A 22,102-nucleotide genomic window follows, 5' to 3' on the forward strand; every position below is an offset into this window, starting at 1 on the left:
TCTAACCCAGTTCCCTTGTATTCCTTGAACTCCTTGTACACAGGACCTGTTATAATTAACAGGTTCTTTAATTTTTGTCATTATACAATAACTATTTTGTTATATTCCTTGTACTTTTAAATGAAACTAGCATATGTTGTAGTGTAGTGTTTCATCACTTATTTACACTTCCTTTTTTCAAGAGTACATATTCGATATGTACTCTTTTTACATCACTATAAAATAACGCTTTTATAAAGTAATTGATAGCCCTGCAAAGCCTTTTCTCATATATAAAGAATTCCCTCCATACCTTATACAAAGATGTGATTTCTAGAATATGATGGGAGGCAACGTATGACTAACTCAAATATCTACGACTTTATTATGAAATACGCCCGAGGACCCCATTTTCATCAAGATTTCCCTATAATATTATTTTGGAGTCAAAAAAGCGGATGTACTTCACTTGCACATTGGTTTTTTTATCAAATCAACTTGTTTAAGGAAGCAATTAAATATAACCCATTCATCCATAATTATGAATTCGACATTTACAAAAATTCAGCATACTACTTTTTGGGGCTTGCTAATGCATTATCTACAAATGAAAAACAGACATATAAACTTGTAAGAAATCCCTATAAAAGAGCAGTAAGTTCATTTCTCTCACTAATCCCTCCACCAAATATCGAGCATCCCGAGTGGCAGCCTATTAGACAATTTTTATATCATGATAAGAACTGTAATAAAAAAATATCTTTTAAACTTTTCTTATATTACTTAAAAGCACATATGAAAAATTTAGATAATGTTAACCCTCACTATGTGCAACAATACATTCAAGGTGAGGAAGAATTTGTTACAAACTATATTTCCCTTGAAAATTTCTCGTCTGAAATTTCAAATTTAGAGAATATATATGGTCTAAAGAAGTCCCCTTTAGATATACTAACTAAGTCATGGCATCATCAAAGTAAGAACACTATTTTTAAAGGTAACTATGCAGATGCTGATATTACCGACCCTCTTTTCCCACGACTCCCAACATATGATAGTTTTTATGACCCCGAAACTATCCAATTAGTTGAAGAAATTTTCAACAAAGATTTCACTATATACAAATACCCTCTAAATCCACTTTAAAATACAGCATATTTCAAATTACAGCTTCATAATTATTACAGAGAAACTTAAGCCACCTACTTAAGTTTCCACATAATACTCCTGCAAATTGAATGTGGGCACTATTTTATAGTGCTCTTTTTCTATTTTATTTCTAACGAAGGCTTTTAAGGATAAGCAGCATACTATATTAGAGCAAGATGTATTTTATCCTTGTCTAAAAGGAGGGTTTTTTATTAATGCAACTTTAATTTCCCATTTCTATAATGAAGAGTATCTTCTCCCTTGGTGGTTAATGCACCACACAAAATTATTTGATCACGGCATTCTTATTAATCGTGGGTCTACTGATCGTTCAGTTGAAATATGCAAATTATTTGCACCTCATTGGGAAATCCGCGATTCAAAAGTATTAGAATTTGATGCCGTATTAGTTGATCAAGAGGTAATGAACATCGAAAAAGAAATTACGGGATGGAAAATAGTGTTAAATACCACTGAATTTCTTTGCTGTGTTGATAAGCATGCCTTTTTCTCATCTCTTGCTACTTTAGGGCAAAACATGTACGCTATTAGGACTATTCTGATGGTAGATGATCCTACTCACGGTTATACCAATCCGAGATACGGAATTCCCCTTGTCAAACAACGTTATCATGGGAGAATAATTCACCCTAAACTACCTGCTCCATACTATGGCGGTAGGTTAATCCACAATTACTTTCATGGTTGTTATTCCGCAGGACGACATTGGTCACCTCATCCATTTATGATTTACATGTATCCCGCTTTCGTTTTAAAATTCTTTTACAGCCCCTGGAATACAGCTATGAAAAATCGAAAATTACAAATTGGTCCCACTCTTTCTAAACATAGTATCCAGCGTGGATTAGGTACTCATCACCTGGCAACACTAGATAAATTAGAAAAAAATTATATACACTTTACAACCTCAACTACTGATCTTCGTTTAAACCCGGAATATCAAGTTTTATTTCCAGATTTATGTCTCCCTAACTATTAATACATCTAAAAAGAACATTTTGGAACTTCCTATGCAACCCTTACTTTCGAGTGAGAATCAACTCTTATTAAAATAGCGTTTTTGTTTAAATCCACTTTTTTAACTGTGGCTTTGCTAACACTTTTGTGCTAGAATCCACTAGGATATCATTTTAAAATTATTTTTGGAGGCTTTATGAATAATCAAAACAACAATGAAACAAACAACATCAATAGAGTATTGGCAATTTTTCTAATAGTATCACCACTATTAATGCCTATCGTGCTCCCTACAGCCATAATTGTAGGAATGAAACAATGGATGCCTGATGACGTTGAATACCCAAGTATAATGTCACTATTGACTTTATGTATTGGATTTTTCATAGTTGGAATCATCTTCTCTTTCTTATTACGCGTATTTAAATTATCTGAAGAAAAGTTAAAAGAATTAGGTTTCTTAGGATTTACAATTTCAATTGTTAGTACCTTCCTGACAATGTATGTCGGATATTTTTGGCTAGCAAAACTTAATTTCACAGCAGTGCAATTATCACCACATGCTGTATTAATCTTTGCGATTTTATCTACAATTCTTTTAGAAGCAATCTTTAAATTGACTGATAAATTTGATACACCTGATACAAAAGAAACAATTGAATAGATATAAAAATGATTAGCATAGAGTACATATCAACATGTGCTCTTTTTTCTTTTTAATCAAATAACGATTTTATTTTAAAACTACACCTATCTAAAAAACATACATATAATATCTTGGTTGTTCTTTTTCAACCTTATTTTTAGTCAGAGAGCACTTTTAAAGGTGCTCTTTTAATTTATTTAGATGTATCACGTTTTACATACAATAAACATAAAATGCAAAGAGCAGACAAGACATAGTTTTTATATAATCGTGTACATTTTTTGTACGCGATTTTTTAAATAAATAAGAATTTTATTTAAATTTTATAAAACCTCTCTTTATCCAGATAGGTTTAAAATTATCTATTTAGCATATATAATACTATTAAACAATTTAAATTCTATACATAAGTAATGGAGGCTTTAAAATGGGTAGTGTCCCAAATTTAACACCACAACAATCACTCTCAAAAAAACAAATTAACCCTAATAAGAATCAACAAACGAACAAAAAGCTAAGACGTCGTCTTTTATTAGCACTTGCTTTTATGCTGCCTATGGTTATTCCCATTCAATTTTGTATTTATAAGCAAGAACAAATGATTCAAGAAAAACAAATTACACTCAATAAAGAAAAGAAAAAATTGTCCGAATTAGAACTTATAGGACGTTATTTTGAAAACGATATTAAAACTTTAAGCGAGAGCGAAGAAGGTATTTTGAAATTCGCTAGGAAATTGTATGGATTTTCTAAGCCTAATGAAACTATATTTCAAATAGCTGAATAACCTTTTATTAAATAACCATTTTGTGCAAACGTACACACGGGATATATTAGTTAAGCATATATTTACATTGACAAGACATAGCTTTTACTATACATGCACAATTTTTGTGCATGTTTTTTATTTAACAAAATAACTATTTTGTTTAATTTATAAAATACAACCGCTTGTCCATTTCACTTTGCTCTATCATTGCATTTACTATTAGTAATACGAATTTTTCAGAGGTGATTTATATTGGACGAGTTTTTATCCTCCGCTGCATTAACTCCGGGTTCAATCGGACCTACACTTCCACCTATGCAACCTTTTCAATTCCCTACAGGGCCCACTGGTTCAACGGGTGCTACTGGGCCCACTGGAGCTACTGGGTCCACTGGGAATACAGGACTGACTGGCAGTACTGGATTCACTGGAGCTACTGGGTCCACTGGGAATACAGGATTGACTGGCAGTACTGGATTCACTGGGCCTACCGGAGCTACTGGGGTTACCGGTATTACTGGGCCCACTGGACCTACCGGAGCTACTGGGGTTACTGGGGTTACTGGGGTTACCGGTATTACTGGGCCCACTGGACCCACTGGACCTACTGGGTCAAGCTTATCTTTCACTCCTCTTGCCCCAAACCCCACCCCTATAGCTCTCCCTCCAAACACAAACAACATAACGATTATGGAGGTCTTTGTCCCTATAGAAAAAACAAGTGACCAAGTTTTATTAAACGCAACGATTGGTACAGATCTTCATGTTCAAACAGGAGCTACTGGAGCTTCATCCTTTAACGCAGATGCCATTAATTATCAGTTATTTCGTGATAATTTATTGCTGACAAATACACTTGTATCCGGAAACTACGAAGTCGGTAATGATATAAATACGCTATATCCATTCAACTCCACATTTACATGGATAGATTTACCAGGAGACCCGATATTACCGCCAAATCCGATTCGTTATCATATCGTTGCAAATATAGGTAACTTGAGCGAAACTATAACATCCGCTCAAGTCGGAAATCGTGGTTTTTCTGCAATAAAATATCCTGGCGATCCAGTTTAATTAAAAATATTAATCGCTTATCCCACTACGAAAATATAAATGTTAAAATTACTATGTTTAATATATCGAGCAGTTAGCTTTTGCTAGCTGCTCTTTTTCTATAAAATTCAAATTTGATTGTTTTTTTAATGTCCTCCTTCTAATATTGCTGTAAAATCTATTATTGGAAGGAGGTGGAATATATGATAATTATCAATATGCTTGATGGTGAAAAAATTGAAATCCATAAAGATACTATCTTAATCGGAATCAATAATGCTCCACGTACTGATAAACCCAATGAACGATTATTTTATGTTCAGCAAATGTACATAGGTAATTTGCAAGGTGATTTCGAAAAAGAAGGCTCTGCGCTTTCTACCTCAGACGAAAGATTAGGAATTGGCGGATTCCTTCTTTCTCATGATATGTTTTCAATTGGTGATGGCATTGATGCAACTTTATACCTTACATCAGCTGTTAAATCTATCAGCGTAGTCTAATATTGTGCCAGCGTGCTAGCTTATGGGCTAGTACGCTATTTTCTTTTTCTAATCCCTTTAATAAATCAATGCATTTATTATTAAATTCATTTCTTGCCTGTACCTCATGTTCTGGTACAAGTACAGATACAACAGATCCTTCAGACTCATTTTTATATTGAACATTGGAATATACGTTTCTATAGTAATCGTTCATTTGTGGAACTTGACCATCTAATGTTTTCGCTCGAAATACTTCAATCATTTTCGGTTTTTCCATTTTTTATCATCCTTTATTGAGTAATTTATATTTGGTCTTACTTTACATCTACAAGTGCTTGACTTGCTTCTCGACTAAAACCATCCGGATATCTTTTAGCTAATTTCTCAATATTCATTTGAGCGATATCTTCTAAGGTATATCCCATTTCGTGAGACATAATCGAAATGTAGTACAAGATGTCTCCCAGCTCTAAAGCGATTTTATGCGTATTCCCTTCTTCTTCTCCTGGACAATGAGCCGGATCAAATCCATGACCATGGAAAATAGCTTTTTTTACAATATCAGCAACCTCACCAGCTTCTCCCGAAAGTCCTAATGCTGCATTTAAAACACGTCCACCAAAATCTTGATTTGTATTCCATGTACGTAATGCCGCTTCTTGATATTGATCTAATTCACAAATTTGATTGTGGTTCATCAAGGCTTGTCCTTCCTTTGATTTACTGATTAATTTAGTTACTTCCATAACACTGTTTTTCATTGCTTTCATTTTGATTTCCCCTTCCTATTTAGCAAATCCCTAATCCTATGGAACGATTTTCAATTAAATACTTATCAGCTTGATCTATTACAAGAAGCGCAACTTCTGCTTGGTGTCTCCTTAACGCTTTGGCCATCTTCCGTAAGCTCATACCTTGACTCCACATTTCACGAAAACGTACTACATCTCTTTCATCCCAAATGAAGTTAGCTTCTTCTAAAGCGATGTATATTTTTAAACGCGATTCCTTCATCGCTTCATGATTTCTTGCTACACTCATAAGCGAACCTACTTTCTAAAAATGATTATTTTATCTTTTCAGTAAACTTAGTATCCACACGATCAACTTTACCGTTTACCCAAACCGCAACTTGCTCACCAAATCCGCTCATTGGTGGATTTACCGCTGTGACATTTCCATCCTTCACTATTAAAAGTTTGTTACTACTAACATCAATTTCTATTTTTTTCATATGTCCCTCTCCCTTTTACTACCGCATGTACTCGACAACATCAGGTTTAAAGCCGCTCCCTAAATAAACCCGTACCGGAATTATTTCTTTTTTATCCCTTGCTGCTTTACACAATTCTTCAGCTGTATCCCAATTGAAAAACTTATCTACAGCCCTTTGAAATCTCCATATTGCCATTACATATTGTTCAAAGATGTCATAGCGATCATCTTGTTTAGTTGTGCGTGGTAATTCATCCGTACACATTGCATTCTTAGGAACTTGGACACGTACATCTGCATATGTAACGCGTCCATTTCCTTTCTTAACATTGGCTTTCATTACATCGAACTCACAAATTGCTGGATCTACATCGAAAATGTTTAGTTGCTTAGGCATGTGCCAGCCCACTCTTCTGAATAAGATTCAGTAATTCAATTACCCCTTCCTTACTCAAAAACATTCGGCCACCTAGCAACTCTATGCTGGTTTCAGAAATTTCACCGGTTACAAAGCATGACTTTTCATGCTTTCTTAAAACAATGTTTTCACCATCGATATGAAAATCTAATGCCGTTCCTTTGGCAATCCCTAAAGTTCTGCGTAACTCTATCGGAATTACTACGCGACCTAGCTCATCGACTTTTCTTGCAACACCTGTGGTTTTCATACCTTACTCTCCTTTAGTATTTTTATATTTATTTAGAATCTCATCCAAACGTTTCTTATTATCTTCAAGATTATCGCTTTGAGTTTGCTGTGGCTGCTGTATTGGCTCTTGTTCTTCTTGTTTGCGTAACCAATCCGGTACAACTTCCGTTCGTTTGGAATAACCTTTACCAGTACGTTTGTTGTTTTTCTTACTCATTTCAAATCGAGTATCTAAAGCAACAACATCATTTAATGTTTTTACTTTTTCCTTTTCCCAACTACTTAAAATACTGCGAATATATCTCCACTTTGGTACATTTTCATCAATTGCTTTATTAACAGCGTGAATAACTAATTCATTTCCGAATCTATCGCAAAACTCACCTAATTCTTGAATTGCAATTTCACTTAACGGAATCCCCTTTTCAAGTAAAAAGTTGTAACTAGTTTTAAATTCTTGATCAATTAATTTCTGAGATGAAGTAGCATCATTATCATTTATATTTGTAGTAATATTTGTAGTAATCTCTGTATTTGTCTTACGTTCTAGTGTAAGAGACTCTTCCGTTTTATCGTAGGAGGGTATTGCTTTAGAATGTAAGACCCTCTTGCTTTCTAAAGTAATAGGGCTATTACTTTTCAGTGTAGGAGGGTTACCATTTCCCCAATATATAATAGATATTTTCTGAATCATTTCAGGTACAGGTTCAACATACATAACGTTATTACACCTAGTTCCGTTAACAAGAATCGTTCTAAATTCAATTTTTATAAGTCCACGTTCTTTCAGAAAGTCACATGCTTCTTTTACTTGTCTTTTTGTAAACCCAAATGAATCGGCTAATTGTTGATAACTCTTTTGAAGCGTGTCTGCCTTAAACTTTTGTTTATATTGAACTTGACTAGATTCTTCACTTCTTACTTCAGTAGGTTTATACCAATAAACAATTTCTCCTAAGATAGTAATTGCAACAATATTAGGTTTACCATTATCTAATGTAAGTGTTTTAAACCATCCATGATCTATAACATTGCCACGAAAATTTATTTGCCCTATTTGTAATACCTTGTTGTTCATAGCTTTCACTCCTTTTCATAAAACCAATGTGCTATTTCCCTACTTTCCGTGGTATACTTATAACAACTTATTTTTTGAAAAGGACCCACTGCCATGGGTCTTTTTATTTTGCTTCACATCACTCCAAGCCCATTGTTTTATCGGCTCATAAGTTATGTAAAACAACCATGAACCACATGCAATTAATACCGCTAATATTGCTAATGATGTTGTATCTTCCACTAAATCACTTCCTTTTGTGCTTCAAGCCAAGCTTCTAAATCCTTTTGCAAGAAAAGTAATTTACGACCTTCCCTAATCACTGGAAAATGTGGGTGATTTGCTAATTCATACATTCTACAAACTGCTATATTGAGGTAAGCAGCTGCTTCTTTCACCCTCATTACCTTGTTTGGTTGTGATTGTTGTTGGAATGAAGCTAAAGCTGCTTGAATTTCTTCGCGAACAACTTCACGGATTGACTCTTTAATGATTTGATCTAATCCCATTTTTTTGCTCCTTTCTAATTTACTTAACCAAACATAACTTAACTTATGGTTAAGTTACGGACAAAAAATTTTAATTGCATCTAACTTCACTTTAAAAAACTCAGCAATTTTCACAATTAAATCATAATAAGGTCGACGCTTCCCGTTTTCTATATACCAATAATAAACTTCAGTAATACCCACGGCTTCAGCTACTTCCCTACATGTATATCCCTGTTCTACACGTAGCTGCTTTAGAGTTTTCATAAACAACTCCTCTCTTCCGTTTTTGTTGTTAATTACATAATAACTTAACCTGAAGTTAAGTTCAAGTGTTTCCCAAAACTTTTTTCAAAAAAATTACCTTTCCACTTAACTGATAGTTAATATATAATGACAGTGTGACACCATAATAGTAATTAAGAAAAAATAATTTCATATAAAATAAACTTGGGGTGTTTTTTATTATGTTTAGTCATGAGAGATTGAAATCATTAATTGAAAAGAAGAGCATCACCCAACAACAGTTAGCTGATGCAATTGGTGTTAGTCATGTTTCTGTTTATAATTATGTTGAGGGGAAAAAAGCACCCGGTACACGTACACTTCAGAAGATAGCAAATTATTTAAAAGTAACAACAGATTATTTGTTAGGTTTATCTGATTCACCAGATTTAACAGCGGGCGAAGACTTACAGTTAACAAAAGAAGCACACGAAATTCTTCAGATCATTAATGACTTACCTGAAGAACAACGAAAAAAAGCGTTAGAGCAATTAGAGATGTTTGTGAACTACGAAAAATCTAAAGGAAATATGTAGTGTAAAAAAAACTATCAAAAAAAGTTAGATAGTCTTTTTTACATAACTTTTTCTTTTTTGGATTCACTCAAACAGATAGAAAATAATTTCTCTTTTGGATTATCCTCTTCTTGCAAAAGTAATAAAGCTTGTTTAATTAGATTAACTTCCCCTTCTTTGCTCTTCATCTTCTTCAATCTCCCTCTTTGTGTTTTTGTATTTTTTTTACAATAATTTCTTTTTTCTTCTTTCAGCAAAAAAAGAAATTTCTCCTAAAACTACAAATGACATCGTCAATTAAGACGATGTCATTTGTAGTATATATAAACCTTTATTATGTATTTTACCAGCCGCCACCAGGGTCGACCATCATGTGTTGAATTGTAGGTTTTAAATCATTTGTACTAGGTTTTTCTTTTATAGAATCAGTGTTAATGAATAATGTAGCAGCTATTAATAGCGCAGGAATGATTGTAATTATTTTTTTCATTATTTCACCTCTTTCCGAAGACAATTATACCAATTATTCAAATTAAACCCAAGTGTATTTTTGGTAAATTCGAATAAAATATATTCCCTGATTTTTGACACATCAAAAGAGAACGTTTCATTAACTCTTCTTTTTTATTACCTTCATATGTTAAACCTAAATATGCAGTCTGTATGTCTGTTAACCTTCCATTCTTCTCTTTTAATTGAATCAATAGTTTTCTCGCTTCAATCCTCTTACCTTGTTTAATCCTTAAATATGCTAGTTCACCTGGATGAACAACATCTATGCTACTAATTTCTTTATCATGATGAATCTTTAAAAATGATAATGTATGTTGCACCATTTTTCTTTTTCTCTCAATTCCATTAATCTTACTATCCCCTAGCACTTCAAGAGTCTTTTCCAAATAATATTTTGCCTTCTCATATTCATTCGCTGAAAAAATATACGATTCTCCTAGCTTTAAATATGCATTTACTTTTGGAAAAGAAAAAAAGTTATCCCATTCAAGATCATCTAATAGTTCCATACTAACATGCCTTGCTTCAATGACTTCACCACCCTGCAACGAAGTAACCGCAATGGCTTCTTTATATCGTAATTTATAACATTCTCGAATGTACCTATTACTTATTTTATTTAGTTTTATTTCAAGAGATTTTAATCGCTCATTTAAAGAAGTAAAATTACCCGATTGATATTGCGCTTGACATAATAAAATTTCAATTAACACTTCCATCTCTGAGGTTCTTATTGATTTACTTTCGAGGCTTAATGCCTTATGGTACTGTATAGCATCAATCTCACCTATATATCGTCTATATATAATTCGATACACATTAGCAAATTCTCTATTTTCTGCTACCTTTGATTGTGATTCACTATTTATAATATTAATTAATAGATTAAACTTTCCCCTTAAAGCTAAATCCTCCATTGCCTCACGTAAGTTTTCTGATTTTGGTTTCGTAATATTTATATAATCTGTTAATAAATTTTCTTGAACCTGTATGCCTTTGTTTAATAGGATGACTGTCTTAGAAAGAAAGCCAAAACTCATGTCTGTGTTACCTTTAAAAACTTTTGTAACAGTACTTGGCTTAACTCCCCAATAATTTGCTAGTTTATTTTTCCTTATTCCAGCTGCACATAACTCTTTTTCAATTTGATTTAGAGCTTTCCACATGTTTTGTCCCCCTTATTGGAACAAGACACACTTCCCTATCATGAAAACGCACCTTAATGATGAATTACATCTAAAAGTTGTGTTATACTAGCCGTATATGTTACGCATAATCGTAACTAAAAGGCTCATGGCAAATGTTTTCCCTACTAGAATTAGGGCAAACGGTGTAAAAGTGTTCCCAGCACAATTACACACGCTATGGGTCTTTTTCGTTCCGTCAAATTATATTATTAAGAATATTCTATCACAAATAAACCAAACATCTATTCTCTCATATTCTGAAAATACTTGAGAAAGTTAAAAATATTAATATATTCCTTGTTTTTTAGACTTTCTAAAAAAAATATGCAATATTACATTTAATAATCGGAGTAGGCATTTCACTATTGTTTAACAACAAATGAATCCCCCTACACTATAACTGAATTTATTTTTATATGGTAAAATATATCCATCGCTGATATGTCCAAACATGTAATTTTCATAGCAGCAAAATTACAACTAGACTTATACAACATGATTCAAAACAAATGAAGGAGTGTTTTAAGTGAAAGGACATATTCGAAAAAGAGGAAATAAATACTGTATCGTTATTGATATCGGTCCTGATCCAGAGACAGGAAAAAGAAGACAAAAGTGGTTTTCTGGATATAAGACAAAAAAAGAAGCACAGGCCGATGTAGCAAAGAAAATTACAGAGTTGAATGAAGGAACTTTTATAGAGCCATCTAAAGTTACGCTAAAAGATTACCTAAATCATTGGCTAGAAATTAAAAGTATGAGCATAGAAAAGAGTACCTTTGCTGGCTATAGGGCATTTATCAACCAACATGTTATACCTAGTATAGGAATGGTTGCGCTCCATAAATTAAATGTTATACACATTCAAAAATGTTATAAGACTGCGATAGATAAAGGGATTGCAAACAATTCTATTCTGCTTATGCATAGAATTTTAAAGAGCGCTTTAAACCTAGCTGTAAAACAAAATATTATTTCTCGAAATCCAGCAGATTTTGCTGAGATACCTAAAAAAGAAAAATCCCCTATCCAGACTTGGACAGAGGAAGAAGTAAAAAAGTTTTTAGCTCATTCACAAGAATCACGATATCACATTGGGTATCTACTTGCAATAACTACAGGTATGCGCCTAGGAGAAGTTCTAGGTTTAAGATGGCAGGACATTGATTTTGAAAAACATACTGTTACAATAAATCAAACATCTGGTCATGACAATAAAATCAAAAAAACTGCAAAAACAAATTCATCAAAACGCACAATTCCTGTACCTAATGAAACAATAGAAGCCTTAAAAAAACATAAAATTTTAATCAATAAAGAGAAATTAAGGTTTGGTTCTGCTTATCTAGATCAAGATTTAATAAATTGTAATGAGTTTGGAAGAATAATAAAAAGAGCACATTTCAGAAAAAGTTTCATTAGGATGACACACAAAGTAGGTATAAAAGAAATTAAATTCCATGATTTAAGACATACACACGCAACTTTACTATTGAAACAAGGAGTTAACCCTAAAATCATCAGTGAGCGATTAGGTCATACAGATATTTCAATGACATTAAGTGTCTATTCTCATGTTCTACCGAATATGCAAGAGGAAGCTGTAAAAAACTTCGGTAAAAGTATCTTTGGATAACTCATGTTTGCAAAATGTTTGCATTTCATCAAAAAAAGTCAAACAAACGTTGTCATATCAAGGTTTGTTTGACCTATCATCTTATATTCTTGATAAAATCTCCGAATCCCTATTGAAATATTTAATAATGGAGCGTTCTCACCACCGCGGGTTATGCACTCGAATCGATATACATAGGAGAAAAAATCTTGTGTTTTTTCATCTTTTATCGGCCCTGACATCGCCTCACAAATATTTTGTGATCTAAGAGGGGAAAAATAGATTTCTTCTTCATTTGTATTTTTTAAATATATAGGACGCTCACAAAAAATATGTGAGATTAAAGCGGGCACCCACTTAGAATACGTTTCATTATCATGTAGTACTGGCAAATTAGAAATCAAATCGGATTGCCATTCATATTTTGGTGGTTCTACTAATCTATTTGGTTTCCAATCATGAATAATCTCATACCAACTTTGAAAAATATAATCGAGCTGCTCTTGTCTAATAGGTTCTTTCGATACAATCCATGGTGTATTTTCATTTAATACGTACGGATTATGCTGAATAAACAATATATCCGAAAACATATCATACAATCTTTCATTCAAACGTTTCAACTTACTCGTTAATAAAAATGTCTTATAATGTATCTCTACGATGTCCAGCCATTCAATAGGAAAGTATATAAATGATACCTTTTCATTTAAAAGGGGGTTTACTATATTTTCAAATGTTAGCAGCCTTAATTTTTTCATAAAATGATTCCTTCCTTTCTTCAGTTGTCTTGATTATCAAAAAGCTAGAACAATAGTTAATTAATCTAATCCATTTAAATCAAGTATTTAAAAGAAAAGTAAAAACTATTTATCTGAATAAAACATTATCAAATCGACTCTTTTAACAATTAAAAGTAATTATCATATACAGCACCTCATATATTTATATTTTAATACATTAAAATTATACAATTTATATAATGTATTGTACTTATCATTTACAAAAAATTTACAAAAAACTAAAAAAGAACACCTTAAATCGGCGCTCTCTTTACAAATATTAAGCGTTATGTAATTGAACATATAGATAACAGTAATCCTCCAAATGAAATTGTTCCTAGTAAACCTACTACAAATCCTGTTAAACAAATACAATCAGCAAGACAAATAGAAGACTGCGATAATGGGACGAATGACCTACTTGTACCCGAACCATATTGTTTTATCTTCTCATAATTCATATCTAACATTAAATGTAGACATGTTACACCATCCTCAATAGTATGTACAGATTCTTTTTCTAATCGCTCCAATAATTTACTATCAAAAGCAACTGCTAGAGGGTACTGCTTATCCGATTTCATATTTTGATAAATTAGTTGCAAACGAGATAATATATTATTTTTCTTCTTTTCAGATGTTACTGTACATTTCATATTATTAAATTCATTTAATAACAGTGATAATTCATCTCTTTTTCCGTATAAATCTTTAGCTATTTTTCTCTTTAGTTTATACGAATGGAAAATAGATTTTAGTTCAACCATATTCATACACTTCCTAATTACATAGTATTTACCCTATTATTTTGTAGATAAACAGTACTTTTTAATCTTATTTAAAATACACTTAAGCAACTTATTTTACTATCGATTAACATTACATTAACCTTACACGGTTGTAATAAAATCATTAGCTAGAAGGAAGCAATGCCCAAACTAGACAGATATTTAATGATAAAACCATAAGAAAAAAACAATGATTAGATTTTAAATCTAGTCATTGCTTTATCCATCACATCTTGATTACATCTATATATCTTATTGTTACTCTTTCACTTGAATGATTGAATATATCCATTAATAATGGCTATATTCTTTTTCGGCACGTACATATAACTAATGTTTTTTAATTGCTAAAGTGAAACTTTAATCAGCTCTCACCAATCGGGCTTTTATGGGCAGTCCGCCACCTAACTTCTCTTTGCTCTCGCTGAATTTTTTTGGGGATGTTACTGCCCGCAACTAGCAAGATAGATGTTATCAATATTCATACGTTACAATAGTACCGGTAGTATCAGTAAAACCATCAAAACAGTTAGAGCAACCACCACAGCCGCCACAACCGCCACAGCCTCCGCAACCAAAACAACCGAAGCAACCAATACAACGGAAGCCACCACAACGGAAGCCGCCACAACGACCTCCACCACAACCGCCACAACGACCACAACCCCCACAGCGACGAGCAGCATCTTCAATATAGTAATATGGATATTGGTTTTGTTGGTCCCAATAGACAATATTTCCAGACCGGTAATCATTAAGGCTTAACGCTTGTAGTTCTTGTTGAAACTGATTCATTTTCATAACCTCCGTTTATAAAATACAACCTCATCGATACTTCCCTATATTCCTGTTCGTTACATCTAAGTAGAAATAGCGCTATAAACTAAGTTCAATACGTACACCAACAAAGTATGACTTATCACTAGATGATGCACCTTGTTCATATACCTATTTTTACTATGGGCTCATTTTTATAAAGTGAAACTTTAATCAGTGGGGTTTTGTTCATCCCCTACCTAACTTCTTTGCTTCCGCTGAATTTTGAGGTGGGGGGCTTACTGCCCGGCAAATAGCGGGATAAATAAAAATTAAAAAATATGAATTCTAGCGTCATATCTTCATACTTACTAAGTTCAATTAATTTCTCAATAATTATGATGCCATATCCTATATATTTCCGTCTGCTGCTTAGATTTTTCTGTACTGTAAATGGCTTTCGCTATAACACCTCCAAGTGACCGGTTTCTATGACGGATAAGAAATTCCAACAAAAAAAGCCCTAATTAGGGCTTTTCATTCTATTTCTCCAGTAAAACTCTCTATGAAATTCCTAATAGAAAAAAGACACACTTAGATTGATGCGTCTTTTTGTGATGCCTCTTTTGTGAAATCATATAAAGCAATTGCGCCTAAAAGAACAAGTATCCCTTGAGGAACATCTAGCAAAATGGTTTTCCAAATTTCTGGAATTACCCATTTAATATCTGCTGCTGTTTCAAGATATGTTTGGAAATAGCTGATTGTAAAATTAATTATCCCTAAAAATACAAATAACGATAAACCAAATCGAATTAATTTCTTATTTGTAAACATATAACACCTCTCAAAATTCATTGGATATTCCTGCTTTTGCTTCTTTATATTTCCATATCTTTATATCTGATTTTAACACATAAAGAGCTCAAAAAAAATACGATATGCATATTTGCATATCGTATTAACAACACTCCATGATAATTTAGAAATTCCTGCAAAGAAAAAACAACTCCATTACAGCTAACAGCTCGGGTTTCTTTTCTTATTTAACTTCATACCACCAACATTTACGTTCTTTGATTGTAAAATAAATGTGACAGAAGTTTATCCAGTTAATGCGTAGACAAGTAAATGAGCTAAATTATCGATATTCTATTTCGCCATATCCGTAGCACTAATGACTTTACGCAAATTTGACAAGAAAAAATATATAGATAGGTATGATCCATACCTATCTATAACATTACTTCTATTCTTTATCCAATTACGTCTTTTACTTCTGTATCCACTGGCCACTTTTCTAATGTATAAGCCATTTCCCAAAATGAATATTCATATTGACTGCTAATAATAAAATGCTGTTTCATACGTTTGCGGTCTGCCTCTGTTACTTTTTCAGCGATAGTATCTAAACGTGTAATTTGTTCTTCAACTAGCGTACGGAACCAATCAGATCCATAAGCAGAAATCCATTCGTTATAAATTGGCTCTTCCGGCTGGCACTCTTTTAAGCGTTCGCCAATTTCATAATACAACCAATAGCAAGGTAAAATTGCTGCAATGATATCTCCTAAATGCCCTTCATACGCAGCACGATACATATGTGAAGTATACGCATATGCAGTTGGCGCAGGAATAAAATTATCTTTTTCTTCTTTCGTTATCCCTAGTTTTTCAGCAAAATTCTCATGTAAAGATAACTCTGCTTCATATGTATTTTGAGCATGATGTGCCATACGAGCTGTCGTCTCTAATTCAAGAGCTTTTGCAGCTCCTAAAGTTTGTACTCTAGCAAAATGACTCAAATAATATGAATCTTGAAGCACATAATAACGAAAACTAGCTAAATCTAACGTTCCTTCACCAAGTTTTTTTACAAAAGGATGGTTAAAACTCGCTTCCCAAATTGAATCTACTTCTTTACGTAATGATTGTGAAAAATTCATTTAAATCCCTCCAATAATATATAAAATATAAGTATTTATCCACAATTATTAAAGCTGTAAAATAAAAAAACTTTCTTTACAGGCGTAAAGAAAGTGAAATTGACAGTATTTATTTACTCATTAAATAGCAACGTCTTTCCCACTTCCCTACGCTGGCATTAACCAGATCAGGTACTAAGAGTCTCAAAATCACATTTGATCTCAGCCTATAAAAGGCCCCCCTAGTGGATAAATATTTTGTTTTTATAATGTATTCATCATAGCATACTTCGTGAAACTGTCAAAAAAATTCGTTATATAATTCCCTTAAAACCCTTCTTCTTTTCTAACTTTTAATGATGTTTCAATAATCATATCTAATAGTTTGCTATAACTAATCCCCGCTGCTTCTGCACTTTTTGGCAATAAACTTGATTGTGTCATCCCTGGTAATGTATTAATTTCCATTACATATGGAATTCCGTCCTTCACCATCATATCAACTCTTGCATAAACACTACATTTTAATGCTTTATAACAAGCAAGTGACGCTTTATTTACACGTTCCTTAATTTCTGCTGGAAGTTCGATAACTTCCTCAACTGTACTAGTATCATCATATTTTGCATTGTAGTCAAAGAACTCGGCTGCATGTCGAATTGAAACTATAGGTAACTGTTTTCCATCCAGAATTGAACATGTAATTTCATCACCTTTTATATACTTTTCAATTACTACTTCAGAATCCCATTCGAATACAGTTTCTAGCATTGAGATCAATTCATTTTTATTATAAACGATTTTCACTCCGACACTCGATCCGCCAGAGTTTGGTTTTACTACTAATGGAAATCCTAACTTATCTAACTCATCAAGATTTAGATCCTCCATTTTTGTAAGTTCAATCCAATCTGGTGTCTCTACACCTTCATAACGTAAAATCTTTTTCGAAATATTTTTATCCATACATATACTGCTAGATAACATATTACTTCCGCTATAAGGAATCCCTAAACTCTCCAGTGTTCCTTGAACTGTCCCATCTTCTCCGTATTTTCCGTGTAATGCGAGCAACGCAAAGTCAATGTCTTTCGCTTTTTCAACTAAATCTATTTTTTCATTTAATGTAATTGGAACTATTTCATACTTATTTTTATCTAAATGAGCAATCATTTCATTCCCCGTCATAATTGAAACTTGTTTTTCAGACGATACCCCGCCCATAATAACACCGATTTTCATTTTCTCAACTCCAAATTTCATTTTTTAATGTATCACCAATTATTTTAATTCCCCGAACTATTTCTTCTTCTTTCAAGCGCGAAAAACCTAATCGGAAAGTGTTCGCTCCTTCTCCATCAGAGTAAAAAACATCTCCAGGTGAAAACGTAACGCCTTTCTCATAACACTTTTGTAAAAGTGTGCGGGCATTCATATGCTCTTCTAGTTCTATAAATAAATGAAGTCCACCATCTCCAGTCATTCTTTTGAAATGAATGTACTGGTCACATGCCCCGACAGCTAACTCATATTTTTTCTTATAAACAGATCTTGCCTTTTTTAAATATTTCTCAAAATATCCCTCATGTAAATATTGAAACAGAACAGCTTGATCTAACGTAGATGTGTGGATCGTTCTTGCTCTTTTTACGCTTTCTAAATAATGAATCAGCTCTTTATCTGCAATAATCCAGCCTACACGTAAACCAGGGAAAAGTACCTTTGAAAAGCTACTAATATAAATCACATTATTGCCAGCTCCAGCAAAAGTTAATAATGGGGCTAAATGTGAACCTGAATAACGTAATTCTTCATTAAATCCGTCCTCTATAATAGGAACCTTGTATTTTGAGAATAACCTCATCAATTCCGTTCTTTTCTCTGAACTCGTAACAATACCGGTTGGATTATGATAAGAAGGAATTAAATAAGCAAAATCAAAATCTTTTTCACGCAAACTTTTTTCAACTTCATTCGTATCAATACCATCCTCATGCATATCAATCCCATGAACTTCAAGTCCATGTAAACGGAAAAGCTTAAGTGCAGCGTGGTGAGTTGGATTCTCACAAATGACACGCCCGGATTTTTTTGATAAAGAAGAGAGTACAATATCCAATCCTTCTGTAAATCCATTTGTAATTAGAATATCTTTATTCGAAATGTCTACACCTTTCATTTCCATGTAATGAAGTAAATAATTCATTAACGGTCTATATCCCTTTGCATATCCGTAGTTCAATACGATGTCTCCTTCAATGGACATACGAGTAAGAAAAGCTCTTTTGAAATTTTCAACATCAAATAGCTTCTCATCCGGGGCTATACTATTAAAAACAATCATTCCCTTTTCCCAACGAACACCATGTTTCATTAAATCTAATTCATCCGCTAATGCGGTCACTGTATTAAGTTTCTTTTTCCAATCTATTTCAACAGACGAAGTGTTAGATATATCCACCTTCGCAACAAAGTTCCCTTTTCCTTTAACTGCATAAATGAGTCCTTCTTGCTCTAAATCTGCATAAGCAGCGAGTACAGTGTTTCTACTCACACTTAGTAATTCACTTAGTTCCCTTGTTGATGGGATTTTTTGATCCCCGAGCAAATGCCCTTTCATAATCATCTTCTTCAAATAATCTTTCAACTGAATATAAACGGGACGATCTTTAACAACTTTAAAATCCTTAAACAATTCCTTACCCCCTGCAATCATTTTTGCATATTTATTTCATTCTCAAAAGGTCCACGACATATGTATTTTTTATAAAGGGCGGTACGGTCTTACAAATCTTTTCGATATAAGTTAATTACATCTTTTAAAGCTGCAGCTGCAGCGCCTCGTGGATTAGAAGCCCCACCAATTGTAGTAACTTGTCCCATCGTATCTGTAAAGAACGTAATTCCTTTTTCGGTCCCATTTACTTTTGCTAACGGATGATCTTTTTCTATTTCGCACGGTTCAACATTTAAATTGACATTGCCACCCTCATCCTTATATGCTGATGCTATTAATTTAATAATTTTATGTTGTTCCTTAGCATTTCTAAATTGCTGTTTTGTAACGTGCTCGATTCCTTTTATATGTATATCAGTAAGTGTTTTCTCTGTTTCCATTAAGCTGTTTGTCAAAAGTAACAATTTACACGCACTATCTGAACCACTTATATCTAATATAGGGTTCGTCTCAGCAATTCCTTTATTTTGTGCTTCTTTCAGTGCTTCTTCAAATGTCATATCTTCCTCATACATTTTCGTAAGAATATAATTAGTTGTTCCATTTAATATTCCTTCTATTTTTTCAATACTGCAACCGGCTAAACTAAATTGTCCGATATCTAGTGTCGGTAGTGCAGCGGCTGTTGCACCGCTATATCGAATTCGTATATTTGCGCCTTTTGCTGCTTCATTTATTTCTCTCCAGTTTGTAACGAGCGCCCCTTTAGAAATTGCTACTATATCCATCTGTTTTTCAATCGCTTGTTTCATATATTGTTTCCCTGGATTTCCATCTTTAAGATTTGTAACTGTTGATTCTACCAATACAGTACCACTTATGCTAGTTGTTGCACGTTCCTTCGGATGATACTCTAAATATTTTTCAATTGCAGCGGTACCGCCACCATACATTAATAAATGATGAAGTGATAAGCCGTCTTCATTATGTATTGCAATATTTCTCCCTAATACGCCGCTTACAACTAATTGAATCCCATATGTTTCATATATATATGAATATTTTTCATTTAATAATTTTATAAACTCTCTGCCTACTGTTCCGTATCCTGATAATACAACTTGAATTTTCATAATATCCCCCCATATTTTTCTACCAAATCACTCTTTCAATATAATATAAAGCGCTCTCGAATTCCATCGAGAGCGCTTTATTATTACCTATTTCGGTAAACGTGATAGCTTTTCAGCAATTGTTCTATAAAACTCTTGAATGCTAGAAAAACCTAACGAGTCTGAAACACTTAACCCTACCATGTCGAGATGGTCCCAATTCGCTTTCGTTTCGATATGATTCCATTTTCCAATCTGTAATGACTCATTATTATTTACAGTAACATTAGAAGATGGTGCAATCATAGAATTTGTATTTACTACACCATCATTTTCCCACCAAGAAGTATCAACTAGTGGACGGTTTTCTTCATATCTCGCATAAGAACCTAAGAAAAATGCATTTCCCATTAACACTTTATTCATCGTTATATGAGGCAAATGTAAACCTGTTATAGGTGCTGCTTGTGATGCATGTCCACTATAGGATAAATAATACACATCTGGTTGCGTCTTTACCCAATTATTTAACTCCTTTGCACCATCTGTACTTAAATCCCATTGACTTATATCTTTTGTATTTTTCCAAAGTGAACTATTTAGAATACGATTACTATATTGGAAAAAGGACTCTCCAGCATTCTTCTTTATACCCCATTGATCCAATTTAAAATCATATAATGATAAATTATTGTTTCCTCCAAAGCTTGCAGCTGTAATGAGTAAATCTTTAACGAACGGCAGTAGAAGACTACCATCCGCAAGTGTTGTACCGTTGTGAGGGGTTGCTAATGTTGTAACACTATGAACGTATGATTTTCCGCCTTCAAATAGTGGTGATATTTTGGTGTCTGGGTGATTTTTTACATAATTCTTTTCTTCAAAACTACCTTCTTTTAATAGCTGTACTAATGTTCTAATCGTTTGTCCACCCATGCTATGTCCAACTAAATGAACTTTATTTGTTTCACTCCAATTCGGCGCAAAACCACTATAAGTTCTGCCAAAACGATTATGTCCATGTTTCTCAGCATGGACTGCACCATAGTCTACTGTCCCACCGCTAATTTGTGCATACAATTCACATGCACGATCCCAGTTACTAGAAACAGGTCCAACAGCTGCGGTATGTACCGTATAACCATTTCGTTTCAAATCTTCCTGTATATCATGAACACCACCCCAATATTTTACGCCAAGCATTTCTTCTCTACCCCATCCAGCAAATCCATTCACCAATATGATAGGATAATTATTCTGTTGCCTCTCTTCAGCGTATGATATTTTCGCTGCGAATGAACATACGGTCACTAATGCAAAAAAACATATTTTTAAAAATAACTTCCCCATACTTTCTCCCCCTAATAAAACGTTTACATTTTTCTTTTTAAAAAATTAACAGAATAATTTAACAACTTAAACATAATGTAAAGTATTTTATATACGTTGTATATATAGAAAACATATAAAAATGTT

30 protein-coding genes, 1 pseudogene and 1 riboswitch are annotated in these 22,102 nt (G+C 33.2%); of the genes and pseudogenes, 8 read left to right on the plus strand and 23 right to left on the minus strand.

The window, feature by feature from the left end; all coding sequences use genetic code 11:
- The first annotated feature begins 336 nt into the window (after positions 1-336).
- From ACTFP3_RS21480 to ACTFP3_RS21505, 6 genes are all read left to right on the plus strand, one after another.
- A complete protein-coding gene (locus ACTFP3_RS21480) occupies positions 337-1,125 on the plus strand; it encodes a sulfotransferase family 2 domain-containing protein (protein ID WP_440011191.1) in 789 nt (262 codons plus the stop codon).
- 274 nt (positions 1,126-1,399) lie between these two features.
- Entirely contained in the window at positions 1,400-2,128 is a 729-nt protein-coding gene (locus ACTFP3_RS21485) for a glycosyltransferase family 2 protein (RefSeq protein ID WP_440011193.1), read from the plus strand.
- A gap of 174 nt (positions 2,129-2,302) precedes the next feature.
- Positions 2,303-2,770, plus strand: a complete 468-nt coding sequence (locus tag ACTFP3_RS21490) for an epimerase (RefSeq protein WP_440011194.1) — start codon at positions 2,303-2,305, stop codon at positions 2,768-2,770.
- A 409-nt stretch (positions 2,771-3,179) separates the two neighbouring features.
- Positions 3,180-3,539 (plus strand): FtsB family cell division protein, encoded by a 360-nt coding sequence (locus tag ACTFP3_RS21495; RefSeq protein WP_124749640.1) that lies wholly within the window; start codon positions 3,180-3,182, stop codon positions 3,537-3,539.
- Between the two features lie 234 nt (positions 3,540-3,773).
- Positions 3,774-4,598: a collagen-like triple helix repeat-containing protein gene (locus tag ACTFP3_RS21500; RefSeq protein ID WP_440011196.1), complete on the plus strand. Its 825-nt coding sequence runs from the start codon at positions 3,774-3,776 to the stop codon at positions 4,596-4,598.
- A gap of 182 nt (positions 4,599-4,780) precedes the next feature.
- The gene (locus tag ACTFP3_RS21505) at positions 4,781-5,080 is read left to right on the plus strand and encodes a hypothetical protein (protein WP_085310015.1); all 300 of its coding nucleotides are present in this window, start codon (positions 4,781-4,783) and stop codon (positions 5,078-5,080) included.
- On the opposite strand, the gene ACTFP3_RS21510 is transcribed toward ACTFP3_RS21505, so the two are convergent.
- The 10 genes from ACTFP3_RS21510 to ACTFP3_RS21555 are packed head-to-tail and all read right to left on the minus strand — an operon-like array spanning position 5,067 to position 8,738.
- Positions 5,067-5,339, minus strand: coding sequence for a hypothetical protein (locus ACTFP3_RS21510; protein WP_440011198.1), 273 nt, complete (start codon positions 5,337-5,339; stop codon positions 5,067-5,069). The two genes, ACTFP3_RS21505 and ACTFP3_RS21510, sit on opposite strands and share 14 nt — an antisense overlap.
- A gap of 37 nt (positions 5,340-5,376) precedes the next feature.
- Positions 5,377-5,832 (minus strand): nucleoside triphosphate pyrophosphohydrolase family protein, encoded by a 456-nt coding sequence (locus tag ACTFP3_RS21515; RefSeq protein ID WP_440011200.1) that lies wholly within the window; start codon positions 5,830-5,832, stop codon positions 5,377-5,379.
- A 19-nt stretch (positions 5,833-5,851) separates the two neighbouring features.
- Positions 5,852-6,103 (minus strand): helix-turn-helix domain containing protein, encoded by a 252-nt coding sequence (locus tag ACTFP3_RS21520; RefSeq protein ID WP_440011202.1) that lies wholly within the window; start codon positions 6,101-6,103, stop codon positions 5,852-5,854.
- Between the two features lie 25 nt (positions 6,104-6,128).
- A complete protein-coding gene (locus ACTFP3_RS21525) occupies positions 6,129-6,296 on the minus strand; it encodes a DUF3954 domain-containing protein (protein WP_000717826.1) in 168 nt (55 codons plus the stop codon).
- Between the two features lie 18 nt (positions 6,297-6,314).
- Entirely contained in the window at positions 6,315-6,674 is a 360-nt protein-coding gene (locus ACTFP3_RS21530) for a cell division protein SepF (RefSeq protein ID WP_440011204.1), read from the minus strand.
- Positions 6,667-6,945, minus strand: a complete 279-nt coding sequence (locus ACTFP3_RS21535) for an AbrB/MazE/SpoVT family DNA-binding domain-containing protein (protein WP_440011206.1) — start codon at positions 6,943-6,945, stop codon at positions 6,667-6,669. The genes ACTFP3_RS21530 and ACTFP3_RS21535 overlap by 8 nt, the downstream gene beginning before the upstream one ends.
- A 3-nt stretch (positions 6,946-6,948) precedes the next feature.
- A complete protein-coding gene (locus ACTFP3_RS21540; protein WP_440011208.1) occupies positions 6,949-8,004 on the minus strand; it encodes a DnaD domain-containing protein in 1,056 nt (351 codons plus the stop codon).
- Positions 8,005-8,061: 57 nt separating this feature from the next.
- Positions 8,062-8,226 (minus strand): hypothetical protein, encoded by a 165-nt coding sequence (locus ACTFP3_RS21545; RefSeq protein WP_440011210.1) that lies wholly within the window; start codon positions 8,224-8,226, stop codon positions 8,062-8,064.
- Entirely contained in the window at positions 8,226-8,492 is a 267-nt protein-coding gene (locus ACTFP3_RS21550; protein WP_000522030.1) for a helix-turn-helix domain-containing protein, read from the minus strand. The genes ACTFP3_RS21545 and ACTFP3_RS21550 overlap by 1 nt, the downstream gene beginning before the upstream one ends.
- 54 nt (positions 8,493-8,546) lie before the next feature.
- Positions 8,547-8,738, minus strand: coding sequence for a helix-turn-helix domain-containing protein (locus ACTFP3_RS21555; protein WP_000854271.1), 192 nt, complete (start codon positions 8,736-8,738; stop codon positions 8,547-8,549).
- A gap of 200 nt (positions 8,739-8,938) precedes the next feature.
- Between ACTFP3_RS21555 and ACTFP3_RS21560 the strand changes: the two genes are divergently transcribed.
- Positions 8,939-9,292 (plus strand): helix-turn-helix domain-containing protein, encoded by a 354-nt coding sequence (locus ACTFP3_RS21560; protein WP_000491236.1) that lies wholly within the window; start codon positions 8,939-8,941, stop codon positions 9,290-9,292.
- A 38-nt stretch (positions 9,293-9,330) separates the two neighbouring features.
- Here the strand turns inward: ACTFP3_RS21560 and ACTFP3_RS21565 are convergent, their stop codons facing one another.
- The 3 genes from ACTFP3_RS21565 to ACTFP3_RS21575 all read right to left on the minus strand — a co-directional run bounded on the left by ACTFP3_RS21565 (position 9,331) and on the right by ACTFP3_RS21575 (position 10,950).
- Entirely contained in the window at positions 9,331-9,528 is a 198-nt protein-coding gene (locus ACTFP3_RS21565) for a hypothetical protein (RefSeq protein ID WP_033695148.1), read from the minus strand.
- A gap of 86 nt (positions 9,529-9,614) precedes the next feature.
- Positions 9,615-9,761: a hypothetical protein gene (locus ACTFP3_RS21570; RefSeq protein ID WP_000720921.1), complete on the minus strand. Its 147-nt coding sequence runs from the start codon at positions 9,759-9,761 to the stop codon at positions 9,615-9,617.
- Between the two features lie 37 nt (positions 9,762-9,798).
- On the minus strand, positions 9,799-10,950 hold the full coding sequence (locus tag ACTFP3_RS21575; protein WP_440011213.1) for an AimR family lysis-lysogeny pheromone receptor: 1,152 nt from the start codon (positions 10,948-10,950) through the stop codon (positions 9,799-9,801).
- Between the two features lie 547 nt (positions 10,951-11,497).
- Here ACTFP3_RS21575 and ACTFP3_RS21580 point away from each other — a divergent pair.
- Positions 11,498-12,607, plus strand: coding sequence for a tyrosine-type recombinase/integrase (locus tag ACTFP3_RS21580; RefSeq protein WP_440011214.1), 1,110 nt, complete (start codon positions 11,498-11,500; stop codon positions 12,605-12,607).
- 38 nt (positions 12,608-12,645) lie between these two features.
- Here ACTFP3_RS21580 and ACTFP3_RS21585 read toward each other — a convergent pair whose 3' ends face one another.
- The 10 genes and pseudogenes from ACTFP3_RS21585 to ACTFP3_RS21630 form a co-directional block, all read right to left on the minus strand.
- The gene (locus ACTFP3_RS21585; RefSeq protein WP_440011216.1) at positions 12,646-13,347 is read right to left on the minus strand and encodes a pPIWI_RE module domain-containing protein; all 702 of its coding nucleotides are present in this window, start codon (positions 13,345-13,347) and stop codon (positions 12,646-12,648) included.
- A 308-nt stretch (positions 13,348-13,655) separates the two neighbouring features.
- A complete protein-coding gene (locus tag ACTFP3_RS21590; RefSeq protein ID WP_002063155.1) occupies positions 13,656-14,141 on the minus strand; it encodes a hypothetical protein in 486 nt (161 codons plus the stop codon).
- A 209-nt stretch (positions 14,142-14,350) separates the two neighbouring features.
- Positions 14,351-14,485 (minus strand): annotated as a pseudogene (locus tag ACTFP3_RS21595) (site-specific integrase); the annotation flags it as partial.
- 145 nt (positions 14,486-14,630) lie between these two features.
- A complete protein-coding gene (locus tag ACTFP3_RS21600) occupies positions 14,631-14,951 on the minus strand; it encodes a heterocycloanthracin/sonorensin family bacteriocin (RefSeq protein WP_001071364.1) in 321 nt (106 codons plus the stop codon).
- 555 nt (positions 14,952-15,506) lie between these two features.
- Positions 15,507-15,770 carry a DUF3937 domain-containing protein gene (locus ACTFP3_RS21605; RefSeq protein ID WP_002082716.1) on the minus strand — a complete coding sequence of 88 codons (264 nt, stop codon included), beginning with the start codon at positions 15,768-15,770 and terminating at the stop codon, positions 15,507-15,509.
- Positions 15,771-16,168: 398 nt separating this feature from the next.
- Complete coding sequence (gene tenA, locus ACTFP3_RS21610; protein ID WP_440011217.1) at positions 16,169-16,858, minus strand: thiaminase II; 690 nt, start codon at positions 16,856-16,858, stop codon at positions 16,169-16,171.
- Positions 16,859-16,985: 127 nt separating this feature from the next.
- Positions 16,986-17,091, minus strand: a riboswitch (TPP riboswitch).
- A gap of 73 nt (positions 17,092-17,164) precedes the next feature.
- A complete protein-coding gene (locus ACTFP3_RS21615; RefSeq protein ID WP_002025855.1) occupies positions 17,165-18,079 on the minus strand; it encodes a D-alanine--D-alanine ligase in 915 nt (304 codons plus the stop codon).
- A 4-nt stretch (positions 18,080-18,083) separates the two neighbouring features.
- Positions 18,084-19,532, minus strand: coding sequence for a MocR-like pyridoxine biosynthesis transcription factor PdxR (gene pdxR, locus ACTFP3_RS21620; RefSeq protein ID WP_086385295.1), 1,449 nt, complete (start codon positions 19,530-19,532; stop codon positions 18,084-18,086).
- Between the two features lie 89 nt (positions 19,533-19,621).
- On the minus strand, positions 19,622-20,647 hold the full coding sequence (locus ACTFP3_RS21625; protein WP_046392717.1) for a homoserine dehydrogenase: 1,026 nt from the start codon (positions 20,645-20,647) through the stop codon (positions 19,622-19,624).
- Between the two features lie 87 nt (positions 20,648-20,734).
- On the minus strand, positions 20,735-21,976 hold the full coding sequence (locus tag ACTFP3_RS21630; protein WP_440011220.1) for an esterase/lipase family protein: 1,242 nt from the start codon (positions 21,974-21,976) through the stop codon (positions 20,735-20,737).
- Positions 21,977-22,102: the final 126 nt, after the last annotated feature.

It is taken from the genome of Bacillus cereus group sp. MYBK5-2, from assembly GCF_051915685.1.
In the GTDB taxonomy this organism is placed as follows: Bacteria; Bacillota; Bacilli; order Bacillales; family Bacillaceae_G; genus Bacillus_A; species Bacillus_A cereus.

Excerpts from the sequence above, each read along its gene's own strand:
- ACTFP3_RS21575 (WP_440011213.1), bottom strand. The coding sequence starts at position 10,950 with ATGTGGAAAGCTCTAAATCAAATTGAAAAAGAGTTATGTGCAGCTGGA.
- ACTFP3_RS21510 (WP_440011198.1), bottom strand. The coding sequence starts at position 5,339 with ATGGAAAAACCGAAAATGATTGAAGTATTTCGAGCGAAAACATTAGAT.
- ACTFP3_RS21550 (WP_000522030.1), bottom strand. The coding sequence starts at position 8,492 with ATGGGATTAGATCAAATCATTAAAGAGTCAATCCGTGAAGTTGTTCGC.
- ACTFP3_RS21505 (WP_085310015.1), top strand. The coding sequence starts at position 4,781 with ATGATAATTATCAATATGCTTGATGGTGAAAAAATTGAAATCCATAAA.
- ACTFP3_RS21515 (WP_440011200.1), bottom strand. The coding sequence starts at position 5,832 with ATGAAAGCAATGAAAAACAGTGTTATGGAAGTAACTAAATTAATCAGT.
- ACTFP3_RS21590 (WP_002063155.1), bottom strand. The coding sequence starts at position 14,141 with ATGAATATGGTTGAACTAAAATCTATTTTCCATTCGTATAAACTAAAG.
- ACTFP3_RS21530 (WP_440011204.1), bottom strand. The coding sequence starts at position 6,674 with ATGCCTAAGCAACTAAACATTTTCGATGTAGATCCAGCAATTTGTGAG.
- ACTFP3_RS21570 (WP_000720921.1), bottom strand. The coding sequence starts at position 9,761 with ATGAAAAAAATAATTACAATCATTCCTGCGCTATTAATAGCTGCTACA.
- ACTFP3_RS21520 (WP_440011202.1), bottom strand. The coding sequence starts at position 6,103 with ATGAGTGTAGCAAGAAATCATGAAGCGATGAAGGAATCGCGTTTAAAA.
- ACTFP3_RS21560 (WP_000491236.1), top strand. The coding sequence starts at position 8,939 with ATGTTTAGTCATGAGAGATTGAAATCATTAATTGAAAAGAAGAGCATC.
- tenA (WP_440011217.1), bottom strand. The coding sequence starts at position 16,858 with ATGAATTTTTCACAATCATTACGTAAAGAAGTAGATTCAATTTGGGAA.
- ACTFP3_RS21625 (WP_046392717.1), bottom strand. The coding sequence starts at position 20,647 with ATGAAAATTCAAGTTGTATTATCAGGATACGGAACAGTAGGCAGAGAG.
- ACTFP3_RS21490 (WP_440011194.1), top strand. The coding sequence starts at position 2,303 with ATGAATAATCAAAACAACAATGAAACAAACAACATCAATAGAGTATTG.
- ACTFP3_RS21540 (WP_440011208.1), bottom strand. The coding sequence starts at position 8,004 with ATGAACAACAAGGTATTACAAATAGGGCAAATAAATTTTCGTGGCAAT.
- ACTFP3_RS21480 (WP_440011191.1), top strand. The coding sequence starts at position 337 with ATGACTAACTCAAATATCTACGACTTTATTATGAAATACGCCCGAGGA.
- ACTFP3_RS21555 (WP_000854271.1), bottom strand. The coding sequence starts at position 8,738 with ATGAAAACTCTAAAGCAGCTACGTGTAGAACAGGGATATACATGTAGG.
- ACTFP3_RS21630 (WP_440011220.1), bottom strand. The coding sequence starts at position 21,976 with ATGGGGAAGTTATTTTTAAAAATATGTTTTTTTGCATTAGTGACCGTA.
- ACTFP3_RS21485 (WP_440011193.1), top strand. The coding sequence starts at position 1,400 with ATGCACCACACAAAATTATTTGATCACGGCATTCTTATTAATCGTGGG.
- ACTFP3_RS21615 (WP_002025855.1), bottom strand. The coding sequence starts at position 18,079 with ATGAAAATCGGTGTTATTATGGGCGGGGTATCGTCTGAAAAACAAGTT.
- ACTFP3_RS21535 (WP_440011206.1), bottom strand. The coding sequence starts at position 6,945 with ATGAAAACCACAGGTGTTGCAAGAAAAGTCGATGAGCTAGGTCGCGTA.
- ACTFP3_RS21600 (WP_001071364.1), bottom strand. The coding sequence starts at position 14,951 with ATGAATCAGTTTCAACAAGAACTACAAGCGTTAAGCCTTAATGATTAC.
- ACTFP3_RS21495 (WP_124749640.1), top strand. The coding sequence starts at position 3,180 with ATGGGTAGTGTCCCAAATTTAACACCACAACAATCACTCTCAAAAAAA.
- ACTFP3_RS21525 (WP_000717826.1), bottom strand. The coding sequence starts at position 6,296 with ATGAAAAAAATAGAAATTGATGTTAGTAGTAACAAACTTTTAATAGTG.
- ACTFP3_RS21585 (WP_440011216.1), bottom strand. The coding sequence starts at position 13,347 with ATGAAAAAATTAAGGCTGCTAACATTTGAAAATATAGTAAACCCCCTT.
- ACTFP3_RS21605 (WP_002082716.1), bottom strand. The coding sequence starts at position 15,770 with ATGAATTTTGAGAGGTGTTATATGTTTACAAATAAGAAATTAATTCGA.